Below are 13,645 nucleotides of genomic sequence, written 5' to 3'. Positions count from 1 at the left end.
AGGCAGACATGCTAGCCAATTTCGCCGGCGTGCTGTTCGACGGCATCGCCTACGGCAGTCTGCTATTCCTTATCAGTGTCGGCCTGTCGGTCACGATGGGCATGATGAACTTTATTAACCTGGCCCACGGCGCGTTCGCGATGCTGGGCGGGTATGTCAGCGTGACGGTGCTGTCGCGCTTCGGCGTGCCGTTCCTGGCATCGCTGCCGCTGGCCTTCATCGCTTCGGCGCTGGTCGGGCTGGTGCTGGAGCGGCTGCTGTACCGCCGCCTGTACAAGGCCAGCCACCTGGACCAGGTGCTGTTCTCGATCGGCCTGACCTTCATGGCGGTGGCCGGCGCCACCTACATCTACGGCCCGACGCAACAGCCGGTCGTGCTGCCGGACTGGCTGCGCGGCCAGGTGTCGCTGCTCGGCCTCGATGTCGGCGCCTATCGTTTGTTCCTGATCGGCGTGGTGGTCCTGGTGACCATCGCGTTGGGCCTGCTGATCGAGCGCACCCGCTTCGGTGCGCAGATCCGCGCCTCGGTCGACAACCAGACCGCCGCGGCGGGCCTGGGCATCAACGTCAGCCTGGTGTTCAGCCTGACCTTCGCGCTGGGCTCGGGCCTGGCGGGCCTGGGCGGCGGCCTCGGGATCGACGTGCTGGGTCTCGATCCGACCTTCCCGGTCAAATACATGGTCTACTTCCTGCTGGTGGTGGCGGTGGGCGGCGCGGGCACCATCAAGGGCCCGCTGCTGGCGGCGATCATTCTTGGCGTGTTCGACGTCGCCGGCAAATACTATGTGCCCGAAATCGGCGCCTTCGTGATCTATGCGCTGATGGTGGTGCTGCTGATCCTGTTCCCTGCTGGCCTGATGCGGAGGAAAGCATGAACGCCTTCACCGAAACCGAAGTCAAACCTGTCGCGAAGCTCGCCATGACGCCTGTGAAATTGAATTTGCCGAACGACCGCTGGAAGGCGATGGAAATCGCCTTCTGGCTGCTGCCGGTGGCCGCTTACTTTGCCTTCCCAGGCTATCTGGTGCTGATCAGCCAGATCATGATCATCGGCCTGTTCGCCGTCTCGCTGGACCTGATCCTCGGCTATGCGGGCATCGTCTCGCTGGGCCACGCCGCCTTCTTCGGACTGGGCGCCTATACCGCCGGCCTGCTGTCGGTGCATGGCTGGGGCGAGCCGTTCAGCGGCCTGCTGGCGGCCGGCGTTGTGGCCGGCGTGTTCGGCCTGCTGGTCTCCTTCCTGGTCGTGCGCGGCCAGGACCTGACGCGATTGATGGTCACGCTGGGCATCGGCCTGATGCTGTTTGAAGCCGCCAACAAGGCGTCCTTCATCACCGGCGGCGTCGATGGCTTGTCCGGCATGATGGTCGGTAAGCTGTTCGGCGTGTTCGAGTTCGACCTGAACGGCACCGTCGCCTTCTGGTACAGCTTTGCCGTGCTGTTCGTGCTGTTCGTGGTGCTGCGCCGCGTGGTCAAGTCGCCGTTCGGCTTGAGCCTGATCGGCATCCGCGAAGGTGTGCGCCGCATGCCTTCGCTGGGCGTCAACGTCAATCGCCGCCTGGTCGCGATCTTCACGCTGGGTGCGGCGGTGGCCGGCGTGGCCGGTGCGCTGCTGGCGCAGACCACGCAGTTCGTCGGTCTCGATGTGCTGGGCTTCCCGCGCTCCGCCGAGTTGATGATCATGCTGGTGCTGGGCGGGACCGGGCGCTTGTACGGCGGCCTGGTCGGCGCCGCGGTGTTCATGCTGGCGCAGGATTACATCTCCGGCTTGAACCCGGCTTACTGGCAGTTCTATATCGGCCTGCTGCTGATACTGATCGTGCTGTTCGCGCGCGGCGGCGTCCTGGGTGGGCTGGAACGCCTGATCCGGCTTGTCAAACCATCGAATCGCAAGGAGCAGCCATGAGCCGCGATATCACTCTGCGCACCGAAGGCCTGAGCAAGAGCTGGGGCGCCTTCGCCGCCAACAGCGACGTCTCGCTGACGTTTGCACCGGGCGCGCGCCACGCGCTGATCGGTCCTAATGGCGCCGGCAAGACCACCTTCATCAACCTGCTGACCGGCGCCTTCATGCCGAGCAGCGGCAAGGTCTACCTGGGCGGCGAGGACATCACGCACCTGCCGCAGCATGAGCGCGTCCACAGCGGCATGACGCGCACCTTCCAGCTCAACACCCTGTTCGCCGGCATGACCGTGCTGGAATCGGTGGCGCTGGCGATCAGCGAGCGGCGCGGCCTGCAGAAGGTCTGGTGGAAGACCGTGGAAAATCATCCCGAGGTGATCGAGGAGGCGATGGCGCTGCTGGCTACGCTGAAGCTGGGCGACCAGGCCAACAGCATCACGCGCAGCATGGCCTACGGTAAGCAGCGCCTGGTGGAGATCGCGTTGGCGCTGGCGACCAAGCCGCGCATCCTGCTGCTGGACGAACCGGCGGCGGGCATTCCGCAGGCCGAGAGCAAGGAGCTGTTCGAGGTGCTGGCGCAACTGCCGCGCGACGTCACGGTGCTGTTCATCGAACACGATATGAGCCTGGTGTTCCGCTTCGCCGACCGCATCACGGTGCTGGTGGGGGGCAAGGTGCTGACCGAAGGCACGCCGGCGGAAATCGCGGCGGACCCGCGCGTCAAGGAAGTTTACCTGGGGGAGTCGGAACATGACTGAGCTGCTGGTGTTGGACAAGGTCACCGCCGGATACGGCGAGTCTATCGTGCTGGAAGATGTATCGTTCACGCTGAAGGAGGGCGACAGCCTGGCGCTGCTGGGCCGTAACGGCGTCGGCAAAACCAGCCTGCTGGTGACGCTGATGGGGCTGACCCGCTTGCACGGCGGCGGTATCCGCTGGGCCGGCGGCGACATCACGCGCATGTCGACCCACAAGCGTTCGCGCGCTGGCCTGGGCTGGGTGCCGCAGGAGCGCCATATGTTCCCGTCGCTGACGGTGGAGGAGCATTTGACGGTGGTGGCGCGTCCCGGCCCGTGGAACCTGCAGAAGATCTACCAGGTCTTCCCGCGCCTGTTCGAGCGCCGCAACAACATGGGCAACCAGTTGTCGGGCGGCGAGCAGCAGATGGTGGCGATCGCGCGCGCGCTGATGACCAATCCGCGCATCTTGTTGCTGGACGAGCCAATGGAAGGCCTGGCGCCGATCATCGTGCAGGAGCTGGTGCGGGTGATCCGCAAGCTGGTGCAGGAGGAGGGCATGTCGGTGATCGTGGTGGAGCAGCATGCGCGCCTGGCGCTGTCGCTGACGCAGCGCGCCATCGTGCTGGATCGCGGCCGCATCGTGCACGACTCCGACAGCGCGAGCCTGCTGGCCGACGGCGACAAGCTCGATAAGCTGGTCGCCGTGGCATAAAGAAACTCCGGGGTCAGTTCCGGAACTGACCCCGGCGGTTTATTTGCGGGTGTAGATGCCGACGCCGACAAAGTATTTGTCGTCCGCCTTGCGCACATACGAGGATTTCGGTTCCAGCGCCTTGGTCACCGGATTGACCCATACATAGTCCACCCAGCCGGTCTTGCCTCCCATCGCCAGGTCGCGCATCTCTTTCGAGAAGTATTTGCCGTTGGCGTCGCGCAGCTGCGACATGTCCTTGTTGTTCAGCTTTGCATTGGTGCCGTGGCAGACCATCATCGTGCTCGCATCGTGCACGAACACATACAGCTCACCCTGGATATAGCCGCCTTTCGGATCGGCGAACTCCTTGCAGGCTTCCTCGATGCCTTTTTTCTGAATGTTTGCCACGGCCTTGTCGACCAGCGCGATGGCTTCGGTCTTGCCGTTCTGCGCAAACGCCGGCAGCGCCGCCGCCAGCATGACGGCGGCCGTCAGATGAGTAAATTTCATTGTGTCTCCTGTCTCGTAATATGACTGTCTTACCGGTCGTCCGGTAAGGATCATGCTAGCGCAACAGGTGTGCGATTAATAGCCCAGTGTGCGGTCATCGCACCGTATCGCGCGGCGCCAGCGGTGCGCGGCTTTGCTCGTTGTTTTCCTGCACCAGCTTGGTCAGCAGTTCCATGAACTGCAGCTGTTCCGGGCCGGTGAGGGGGGCGAGCAGGCGGCTGCGCAAACGCTGCGAACCGGGGATCAGGTCCTCCAGCAGCTTCTCGCCGGCCGCCGTGATGGTCAGCGCGCGCTGGCGGCGATTGGTTGGAATGACCTTGCGTTCCAACAGACCCTTTTCCTCCAGGCGCGCGCACACTGTCGCACCGGTCGAGGTGTCGATGCCGCTGATCGCCGACAGCGACACCTGGTCGATGCCGGGTTGCGCCGCCAGGTTGCGCAGCATCGCGTACTGCACCGGCGTCAGCTCGTTGCCCATTTCGTCGTAAAAAATCGAGACCGAGATTTGCTGGGCGCGGCGCAGCAAGTGCCCCGGGTGTTCGTAAAGATTGATCAGTTTGCTTTCGGTTTCCGGCATGAGCTTCCCTGGTTGTGCGGTGCCGCATCTAAAGTGGTTTACATCGCGGCACAAGTGGCATATTCTCATATTCAGTGTACTGAATGTTAGACTAAAAACAGCGCAAGGAGACAAAGATGTACCCAAAAAATACCTGGTATGTGGCCTGTACCCCCGACGAAATCGACAGCAAGCCGCTGGGCCGCCAGATCTGCGGCGAGAAGATCGTGTTCTATCGCGGCGCCGGCGGCAAGGTCGCGGCGGTCGAGGATTTCTGTCCGCATCGCGGCGCGCCGCTGTCGCTGGGCTTTGTGCGCGAAGGACAGCTGGTGTGCGGCTATCACGGCCTGGAGATGGGCTGCGACGGCAAGGTCGTCAGCATGCCTGGCCAGCGTGTGCGCGGCTTCCCGTGCATCCGCAGCTATCCGGTGGAAGAGCGCTACGGCTTTATCTGGGTCTGGACCGGCGACAAGGAGAAGGCCGATCCGGCGCTGATCCATCACCTGGAATGGGCCGATAATCCGGAATGGGCCTACGGCGGCGGCCTGTATCACATCAACTGCGAGTATCGCCTGATGATCGATAACCTGATGGACCTGACGCACGAGACCTATGTGCACGCGTCCAGCATCGGCCAGAAGGAAATCGACGAGGCGCCGGTCAACACGCGCGTCGAAGGCGAGGAGGTGATCACCAGCCGCTATATGGAGAACATCATGGCGCCGCCGTTCTGGCGCGCGGCCCTGCGCGGCAACGGCCTGGCCGACGACGTGCCGGTCGACCGCTGGCAGATCTGCCGCTTCTCGCCGCCCAGCCATGTGATGATCGAGGTGGGCGTGGCGCATGCGGGCAAGGGCGGCTACGACGCCGAGCCGCAGTACAAGGCCGCCAGCATCGTGGTTGATTTCATCACGCCGGAGAGCGAGACATCGCATTGGTACTTCTGGGGCATGGCGCGCAACTTCAAGCCGGAGGACAAGGAACTCACCGCGACCATCCGCGAAGGGCAGGGCAAGATCTTCAGCGAGGACCGCGAGATGCTGGAGCTGCAGCAGGCGAACATCCTGCGCCATCCCGAGCGCAAGCTGCTGATGCTGAATATCGACGCCGGCGGCGTGCAGTCGCGCCGCCTGCTGGACCAGTGGCTGGAGAAGGAGAAGACGGCATGAGCACCGGCCTGCTGGAAGTCCGTGTGGAGCGGCGCGATAGCGAAGCGGAGGATATCTGCAGCTATGAACTGGTGAGTGTCGACGGCGCGCCGCTGCCGGCCTTTACCGCCGGCGCGCACATCGACGTGCATGTGGCGCCGGGGCTGGTGCGCCAGTACTCGCTGTGCAATCCGCCGCATGAACGGCACCGCTACGTGATCGGCGTGCTGCGCGATCCCGCCTCGCGCGGCGGCTCGCAAGCCATGCATGAGCTGGTCCAGTCCGGGACAAAGTTGACCATCAGCGTGCCGAAGAATCACTTCCCGCTGGTCGATGCGCCGCGCAGCCTGTTGCTGGCGGGGGGCATCGGCGTGACGCCTATCCTGGCGATGGCGGAGACGCTGGCCGCGCAAGGCGCGTGGTTCGAGATGCACTACTGCACCCGCGCGCCTGAGCGCACTGCTTTCCGCGACCGCATCCTGAACTCGCCGTTTGCGGCGCAGGTGCGCTTCCATCACGACAGCGCGCAGAAGCTGGACCTGCCGGCGCTGCTGGCGGAATTGGAGCGCGACACGCATATCTACTTCTGCGGTCCGGCGGGCTTCATTAACTATGTGCAGACCACGGCCGCAGCGCTGGACTGGCCTGAGAGCCAGCTGCACCTGGAGTACTTCGGCGCGGCCGCGACCGCGACCGAAGGCGATCAACCCTTCGAGGTCAAGCTGGCTTCCAGCGGCGCGTGCTATACCATCCCCGCCGGCAGCACGGTGCTGAACGTGCTTACCGCCGCCGGCGTCTTCATTCCGGCATCCTGCGAGCAGGGTGTGTGCGGCACCTGCCTGACGCGGGTGCTGGAGGGCGTGCCCGATCACCGCGACCTGTATCTCACCGAATCCGAGCAGGCGGCCAACGACCTGTTTACACCTTGCTGTTCGCGTTCCAGAAGCGCCACGCTGCTGCTGGATTTATAAAAAGAGAGAAGGAGACACCATGACAGAAAATATCAACAACCAGCGCCGCCAGATACTGCTGGGCGCCGCCGCCCTGTCGGCCGGCGTACTGCCCCCCGTCGGCCACGCGGCGGAACCGCTGAAGGTCGGCCTGATCCTGCCGATGTCCGGCCCGTTCGCCTCCACCGGCCGCCAGATCGAGGCCGCCGTCAAGCTGTATATCCAGCAGAACGGTGCCGTCGCCGGCGGCCGGCCGGTCGAAATCATTCTCAAGGACGACGGCGGCGTATCGCCGGACGTCACCAAGCGGCTGGCGCAGGAACTGGTCTCGCGCGACAAGGTGCAGGTGCTGGCCGGCTTCGGCCTGACGCCGCTGGCCTTCGCCGCCGCGCCGGTGGCCACGCAGGCCAAGGTGCCGATGATCGTGATGGCGGCCGCCACCTCGGTGATTCCGCAGCGCTCGCCCTACATCGTGCGCACCGGCTTCACGCTGGCGCAGGTGACGGCGCCGATGGCGCAATGGGCCGGCAAGAACAAGATCAAGAGCGTGGTCACCTTCGTCAGCGATTATGGTCCGGGACTGGATGCCGAGAAGGTCTTCGTCAAGGGCTTTACCGAAGGCGGCGGCAAGGTGGTCGACAGCCTGCGCGCGCCGTTGCGCAATCCCGACTACGCGCCGTTCCTGGCGCGGGTGAAGGACTTGAAGCCGGACGCGCTGTTCGTGTTCGTGCCGTCGGGCGAGGGCGCCGCGGTGCTCAAGCAGTTCACAGAACGCGGACTGGCCGCATCCGGCATTCGCCTGATCTGTACCGGCGACGTGCTGGACGACGACCTGATGGCCAGTATCGGCCCGGCCGCCGCCGGTGTCGTCAGCAGCCACCACTATTCGGCCGCGCATCCGTCGGCGGAGAACCGCGCCTATGTGGAAGCCTTCGGCAAGGCCAACAAGGGCATGCGTCCCAACTTCCATTCGGTCGGTGCCTATGACGGCATGCACCTGCTGTACCAGGCGCTGAAGCAGACTGGTGGCGACAGCAACGGCGACAAGCTGTTGGCGGCGATGAAGGGCATGGCCTGGACCAGCGTGCGCGGCCCGGTCAGCATCGATGCGAACACCCGTGACATCGTGCAGACCGTCTACATCCGCAAGGCGGAAGCCAGCGGCGGCTCGTACTTCAATGTCGAGTTCGACCAGGTCGACAAGGTGCGCGATCCCGGCGTGTAAACCTGCTCTCCGCTGTGGCGGAATAGAGACGTATGAAATCGCGCCGCACCTGTGCAGCGCGGTTTTTTTATGGACTCGGCAAAGAATCTATTTGATGTTAACTATCTAGTTAGTGTAATGTCTGTTCAGGCTCAAAAAAATAACATTACAACTGACGGAGACAATAGATGGAACAGAAACGCAAAGGCGCGTGGCCCGGCTTCGCCCTGAAGAGCAGTGTCCTTGGCTTTACCGCGGTACTGAGCGCACAGGCGCAAACGGTAGCGGAGGCGCCGGCCGCGCCAGCGACACCTGAAGAAATCCAGGCGATGCCGAAGATTGAATCGGTCGTCATCACCGGTTCCCGTATCGCCACCCGCAACTACACCTCGCCCAGCCCGATCGTGGCCACCTCCAAGGACGTGTTGCAGGAAAGCGGCAACGTCACGCTGGAAGCGACGCTGAACCAGATGCCGCAATTTACGCCGTCCGGCACCGCCGCCACCGGCGGGCAGGGCACCGGCGCGCGCGCCACGCTGGACTTGCGCGGCCTGGGCGACAACCGCAACCTGGTGCTGCTGGACGGCCGCCGCCTGCCGCTGGCCAGCGCCTTCGGCCAGGTCGATATCAACACGGTGCCGCAGGCGGTCATCGACGGCATCGAGACCATCAGCGGCGGTGCTTCCGCCGTCTACGGCTCGGACGCGATGTCGGGTGTGATCAACTTTAAATCGCTGCGCAAGATGAAGGGTGTGGTGTTCGATGTCCAATACGGTAATTCGCAAAAGAACGACGCCCGCAAGGTCAGCCCGTCGCTGACCGCCGGCACCGAATTCGGCGACGGCAAGGGCTTCTCGCTGTTCTCGGTCAGCATGGACGAGCGCGAAAGCCTGCCGGGACGCGCGCGGCCTTTCTTCGCGCTGGGCGTGCCATCGAGCTACATCGGCACCAGTACCTATCTGCCGGCCGCCAACAACCTGCCGACGCAGGCCGCCGTCAATGGCGTGTTCTCCAAATACGGCGTGACCGCCACCGTCCCGCGCACCAATAACCTCGGTTTCAACGACAACGGCACGCTGTTCAGCCAGACCGGCGCGGTCAACTACCTGGGCGCGACCAGTGGCGCCTACGCCATCGTCGGCGGCAACGTGCGCATGCCGGTGCTGATCCAGAACGATCTGCTGAACGGCCTGCGCCGCGAAAGCCTGTTTGAGAAACTGGACTACCGCTTCTCGCCGGAGCTGACCGGTTACGCGCAATTCCTGCATACGCGCTCCGTCGCGCACACCAACTCCGGCGGCACGCTGACCCAGTTCGGCCAGGGCGCCAACACGCTGGTGCCGTTGACGAATCCATTCATCCCGGCCGACTTGAAGACCATCCTGGCCTCGCGTCCCGACGCGGCGGCGCCGTTCCTGTGGAACACCCGCTTTGTCGGCGTGCCGAACAAGCAATGGGACGAGGCCTACACGGTCGACCAGATGATCGTCGGCGCGCGCGGCGAACTGCCGTTCCGCGACTGGAGCTGGGACGCCTACGTCTCGGCCGACCGTACGGTGCACGACCAGACCCAGTACAACGCGGTGCTGACCTCGCGCGTGCAGGAGCTTCTGAACTCGCCGAACGGCGGCACCTCGATTTGCGAGGGCGGCTTCAACCCGTTCGGCAATGCCAACTCGCTGTCGCTGTCGGCATCCTGCCGCAACTACATTTCGACCAATGCGCTGAGCCGCGAAAACCTGAGCCAGCGCATCGCCGAGGCCAGCCTGCAAGGCACGCTGGCCACGCTGCCGGCGGGCGACATGCAGTTCTCCGCCTCGGCCAACTATCGCAAGAACACCTACGATTACGTGCCCGATTCGCAGTTGGCCGCACAAAACATCGAGGCGGTGATCGCCTCGCAGCGCTCGTCGGGCAGGACCTCGGTGAAGGAAGTGGCGCTGGAACTGCGCATTCCATTGCTGGCCGACGCGCCGTTCGCCAAGTCGCTGGGCGTGACGCCGGGATATCGCCGCTCCAACTACGATACCGGTGTCAACGCCGGAACCTACAAGGTTGAAGTGGAATGGACGCCGGTGAAGAACTGGCTGGTGCGCGGCGGCGTGCAGCACGCGATCCGCGCGCCCAACATCGGCGAACTGTATAGCGCCGCCAGCGGCAACCAGGTGCAGTTCGGCAGCCCGCCCAACGGCGGCGAGCCTTGCGACGTGCGCACCTCCGCCCGTACCGGCGCCAACGCCGCCCAGTTGCGCGCCCTGTGCGTGGCGACCGGCGTGCCTTCCAACGTGGTCGATACCTATACCTTCCCGACCGTGGCTACATCGACCGTCTCTTCCGGCAATCCGAACCTGAAGCCGGAGGTGGCCGACACCCGCACGCTGGGCCTGGTGTTCACGCCGCAGCTGCCTTGGCCGCTGTTCGCGAATCTGAACGGCTCGATCGACTACTACATCATCAAGATCAAGGACACCATCTCGGCGGTGCCGGCGGCGTCGGCGCTCAACAAGTGCTACAACCTGGATGGTTCCAACCCGAGCTACTCGGCCGCGAATCCGTTCTGCCAGCTGATTTCGCGCGACGCCAACGGCTTGCTGACGCAGGTCTCCGCTCCGTACCTGAACCTCGGCCTGCTGAAGACTTCCGGCGTGGACATCCAGCTCGACTGGCGCTTCCCGCTGTCCGCGGTGGGCTTGTCGAAGGATGCCGGCACCTTCAACGTCAACACCGCTGTCAGCATCACCAACAGCTACCAGTCGCAGGCACTGCCGGGCGACGCCATCAAGGAATTCAAGGGCACGGTCGATACGGTGATTCGTCCGGCATGGCAGTCGACCGTCACCTTCCGCTATGACCTGGGAGATTTCTCCACCAACCTGCGCTGGCGCCATATCCCGGCGATGGACGATGTCACCACCGTGACCCGTCCCGCCAGCCCGACCGCCGGCGTGGCCAAGTACGACATCTTCGACCTCGGCGTGCGCTATGCGTTGACCAAGAGCGTCACGCTGCGGGCCGGTATCAATAATCTGTTCAACCGCGATCCGGCCTACGTGCCGGGCAACCAGAACCTGACGTTGGCGTCGACCTACGACATCATCGGCCGCGCCTACTATCTCGGCATGCGCACCAAGTTCTGATCATGGGAGAGACTATGAACTCACCAACGCTAGTGGCGCTGCTGGCAGTGTGCACGATGTTGCCGGCGATGGCGCAGACCGCGCCGTCGAAGTCGATCACGGTGGACGCCAGCGGTGCGGCGCACGTCCGCGAGGCGACCATCGAGCTGTCCAACGTCCTGAGCCCGGCCTCGCAGGAAATCATCCGCCGCAGCCGGCCGACCGAAGGCCCGGGCGCCGCCAAGCCGCCCGAGACCACCGACATGGCGGAGCTGCGCCGCGCCATGAACGCGACGCTGGCGCCCAACGTCCAGCACATGCGCGACCTGTACCCGGTCGATGTGGAGGAGAAGACCATCGATGGTATTTCAGTGGCCATCGTCACGCCCAAGGGCGGTGTGCCGGAGGCGAACCGCAACCGCATCATGATCAATGCGCCCGGTGGCGGCTTCCGCACCGGCATCCGCGCCAACGGCCTGCTGATCAGCATACCGGTGGCGGCGGTGGGACGCTTCAAGGTCATCAGCCTGCTGTATCGCCAGGGACCGGAGTACCGCTTCCCGGCGGCGACCGAGGACTTCACCAAGGTCTATCAGGCGGTGCTGAAGGACTACAAGCCGGCCAATATCGGCCTGGTCGGATGCTCGGCCGGCGGCGCGCTGGTGGCGCAAAGCGTGGCCTCGTTCCAGAAGGCCGGCTTGCCGGCGCCGGGCGTGATCGGCGTCTACTGTGCCGGCCTGGGGGCGCGCTTCATGGAGGGCGATTCGGCGGTATTCGCCGGCCTGGCGACCGGCGCCACGATCGCGATGCCGCCGGGGCCTTCCTACCTGGACAACGTCAGCGTCGACGATCCGGCCGTTACCCCGGCCAACGACCTGGCGGTACTGGCGAAATTCCCGCCGACGATCTTCGCCTCCGGCACGCGCGATTTTGCCATGAGCTCGGCCGCCTACGGGCACCGCCGCCTGCTCAAGGCGGGCGTGGCCTCGGAGCTGCTGATCTACGATGGCCTGGGTCACGGCTTCATGACCAATCCGGATTATCCGGAGGCGCGCGACCTGTACGAAATCACCGCAAGGTTCTATGACAGGCATCTCGGTCGATGAGCAGTGGCGCGCTGGTGGGGTTCGGTTAGAATAATGCCATGAAAGCAAAAACGAAAACCACACCAGCAGTCAAGGCGCCGGCCAAGCCGCGCAAGAAGGCGGCTCCGGCGCCGGCCGACGAAGACGGCACGCGCACCCGTATCCTTAACGTCGCGATCCAGGAGTTTTCGCGCCTGGGCCTGAGCGGCGCGCGCATCGACGAGATAGCGGCGGAGACGGGCGCCAACAAGGGCATGATCTACTACTATTTCGGCAACAAGGAAGGACTGTACGTGGCCGCGCTGGAGGAGAGCTATACGCGCTTCCGCCAGATCGAGCACGGCTTCCACCTGGATGAGCTGCCGCCGGTGCCGGCGCTGCGCGCGCTGGTCGGTTCGACCTTCGACTACCACGCCCAGCACCCGGAGTTCATCCGCATGGTGATGACCGAGAATATCCACAACGGCGAGCATATACGCAAGATCCCGGCGCTGCGGGCCATCAACAAGCCGGCCATCGGCCTGCTGGAGAGCTTGTGCGCGCGCGGCGTGGCGGAGGGAGTGTTCCGTTCCGACCTGGACCCGGTCGACCTGCATATGTCGATCAGCGCGCTGTCGTTCTATAACGTCTCGAACCAGCATACCTTCAGTTTCATTTTCGGCCGCGACCTCAAGGCTGCCGACGTCCACGCCAGGCGCCGCGAGGCGGTGGTGGACATGATCCTGCGCTACGTGCGCGCGCCCTGAGCGGCAGGATCGCAACAGCCCGGAAAACGGCTGTTTTTCGCTTGCCATTAACTAACTGGTTAGTGTAGTATCGATTTCAATGCACCAAGACCTGATCGGAATCACACTATGTCCCTTACCGCACCACGCCGTATTTTGCTGGGCCTGATCGGCGCCGGCATCGGCCGCTCGCTGACCCCGGCCATGCACGAACGGGAAGCCGCCGCCAATGGCATGAACTGCCTGTATCAGCTGCTGGACCTGGACCGTCTGGGCATGACGGTCGAGCAGTTGCCGGAATTGCTGGACGCGGCCGAACGCATGGGCTTCTCCGGCCTGAATGTGACCTATCCCGCCAAGCAGCACATCATCCCGTTGCTCGACAGCCTGTGCGACGACGCCCGCGCCATCGGCGCCGTGAACACTGTCGTCTTCAAGAACGGCAAGCGCATCGGCCATAACACCGACTGGTGGGGCTTCGCCGAAAGCTTCAAGGCCAGCCTGCCGGATGTGACCATGGGCGAAGTGGTGCAGCTGGGTGCCGGCGGCGCCGGCGCCGCCACAGCACATGCGGCGCTGATGATGGGCACCAGGACCCTGCGCATCGTCGACGCCGACAGGGAGCGCGCCGAGATCCTGGCCAGCGCCCTGAGCGCCCGCTTCGGCGAAGGCCGCGCCGTCGCCTGCCGCGAACTGGATGCAGCGATGCGCGTGGCCGATGGCCTGATTCACGCCACGCCGACCGGCATGGCCAAGCATCCCGGTCTGCCGCTGCCGGCCGAACTGCTGCGTCCTGGCCAGTGGGTCTCCGAGATCGTCTACTTCCCGCTGCAAACCGCGCTGCTGCAAGCCGCGCAGGCCAAGGGCTGCCGCACCATGACCGGCGGCGGCATGGCCGTGTTCCAGGCGGTGAAGGCGTTTGAATTGTTTACGGGCGTGAAGCCAAGCGCCGAGCGCATGCAGATGCACTTCCAGGAGCTGCAGGCCGGCAGCCGGATGACCAGTTAGGAGCGA

General features: G+C 64.5%; 13 protein-coding genes. 11 read left to right on the top strand and 2 right to left on the bottom strand.

Annotation, left to right across the window (positions count from 1 at the left end):
• The first annotated feature begins 8 nt into the window (after positions 1-8).
• The 4 genes from ACEN9F_RS06985 to ACEN9F_RS06970 are packed head-to-tail and all read left to right on the top strand — an operon-like array spanning position 9 to position 3,355.
• Entirely contained in the window at positions 9-875 is an 867-nt protein-coding gene (locus tag ACEN9F_RS06985; RefSeq protein ID WP_413419188.1) for a branched-chain amino acid ABC transporter permease, read from the top strand.
• Entirely contained in the window at positions 872-1,906 is a 1,035-nt protein-coding gene (locus tag ACEN9F_RS06980) for a branched-chain amino acid ABC transporter permease (RefSeq protein WP_413419186.1), read from the top strand. Before ACEN9F_RS06985 ends, ACEN9F_RS06980 begins: the two co-directional genes overlap by 4 nt.
• Positions 1,903-2,661 carry an ABC transporter ATP-binding protein gene (locus tag ACEN9F_RS06975; RefSeq protein ID WP_413419184.1) on the top strand — a complete coding sequence of 253 codons (759 nt, stop codon included), beginning with the start codon at positions 1,903-1,905 and terminating at the stop codon, positions 2,659-2,661. The genes ACEN9F_RS06980 and ACEN9F_RS06975 overlap by 4 nt, the downstream gene beginning before the upstream one ends.
• Entirely contained in the window at positions 2,654-3,355 is a 702-nt protein-coding gene (locus ACEN9F_RS06970) for an ABC transporter ATP-binding protein (protein ID WP_413419182.1), read from the top strand. The genes ACEN9F_RS06975 and ACEN9F_RS06970 overlap by 8 nt, the downstream gene beginning before the upstream one ends.
• A 39-nt stretch (positions 3,356-3,394) precedes the next feature.
• Here the strand turns inward: ACEN9F_RS06970 and ACEN9F_RS06965 are convergent, their stop codons facing one another.
• Together ACEN9F_RS06965 and ACEN9F_RS06960 are read right to left on the bottom strand one after the other, a co-directional pair.
• A complete protein-coding gene (locus ACEN9F_RS06965; protein ID WP_413419180.1) occupies positions 3,395-3,847 on the bottom strand; it encodes a cache domain-containing protein in 453 nt (150 codons plus the stop codon).
• 94 nt (positions 3,848-3,941) lie between these two features.
• On the bottom strand, positions 3,942-4,424 hold the full coding sequence (locus ACEN9F_RS06960; protein WP_413419178.1) for a MarR family winged helix-turn-helix transcriptional regulator: 483 nt from the start codon (positions 4,422-4,424) through the stop codon (positions 3,942-3,944).
• 116 nt (positions 4,425-4,540) lie between these two features.
• On the opposite strand from ACEN9F_RS06960, the gene ACEN9F_RS06955 reads away from it, so the two are divergent.
• The 7 genes from ACEN9F_RS06955 to ACEN9F_RS06925 all read left to right on the top strand — a co-directional run bounded on the left by ACEN9F_RS06955 (position 4,541) and on the right by ACEN9F_RS06925 (position 13,639).
• Positions 4,541-5,572 carry a Rieske 2Fe-2S domain-containing protein gene (locus tag ACEN9F_RS06955; protein ID WP_413419176.1) on the top strand — a complete coding sequence of 344 codons (1,032 nt, stop codon included), beginning with the start codon at positions 4,541-4,543 and terminating at the stop codon, positions 5,570-5,572.
• Positions 5,569-6,522, top strand: a complete 954-nt coding sequence (locus ACEN9F_RS06950; RefSeq protein WP_413419174.1) for a PDR/VanB family oxidoreductase — start codon at positions 5,569-5,571, stop codon at positions 6,520-6,522. Before ACEN9F_RS06955 ends, ACEN9F_RS06950 begins: the two co-directional genes overlap by 4 nt.
• Positions 6,523-6,541: 19 nt before the next feature.
• Complete coding sequence (locus ACEN9F_RS06945; RefSeq protein ID WP_413419172.1) at positions 6,542-7,726, top strand: ABC transporter substrate-binding protein; 1,185 nt, start codon at positions 6,542-6,544, stop codon at positions 7,724-7,726.
• A 167-nt stretch (positions 7,727-7,893) separates the two neighbouring features.
• On the top strand, positions 7,894-10,842 hold the full coding sequence (locus ACEN9F_RS06940) for a TonB-dependent receptor domain-containing protein (protein WP_413419170.1): 2,949 nt from the start codon (positions 7,894-7,896) through the stop codon (positions 10,840-10,842).
• Between the two features lie 14 nt (positions 10,843-10,856).
• A complete protein-coding gene (locus ACEN9F_RS06935; RefSeq protein ID WP_413419168.1) occupies positions 10,857-11,927 on the top strand; it encodes an alpha/beta hydrolase in 1,071 nt (356 codons plus the stop codon).
• A 38-nt stretch (positions 11,928-11,965) separates the two neighbouring features.
• Positions 11,966-12,652 carry a TetR/AcrR family transcriptional regulator gene (locus ACEN9F_RS06930; RefSeq protein WP_413419166.1) on the top strand — a complete coding sequence of 229 codons (687 nt, stop codon included), beginning with the start codon at positions 11,966-11,968 and terminating at the stop codon, positions 12,650-12,652.
• A gap of 108 nt (positions 12,653-12,760) precedes the next feature.
• Positions 12,761-13,639, top strand: coding sequence for a shikimate dehydrogenase (locus tag ACEN9F_RS06925; RefSeq protein WP_413419164.1), 879 nt, complete (start codon positions 12,761-12,763; stop codon positions 13,637-13,639).
• Positions 13,640-13,645 lie beyond the last annotated feature (6 nt).

This window comes from Duganella sp. CT11-25, from assembly GCF_047302815.1.
GTDB lineage: Bacteria > Pseudomonadota > Gammaproteobacteria > Burkholderiales > Burkholderiaceae_D > Rugamonas.
Note: the sequence above shows the minus strand (reverse complement) of the source record. Positions and strands in the feature narration are given on the sequence as shown.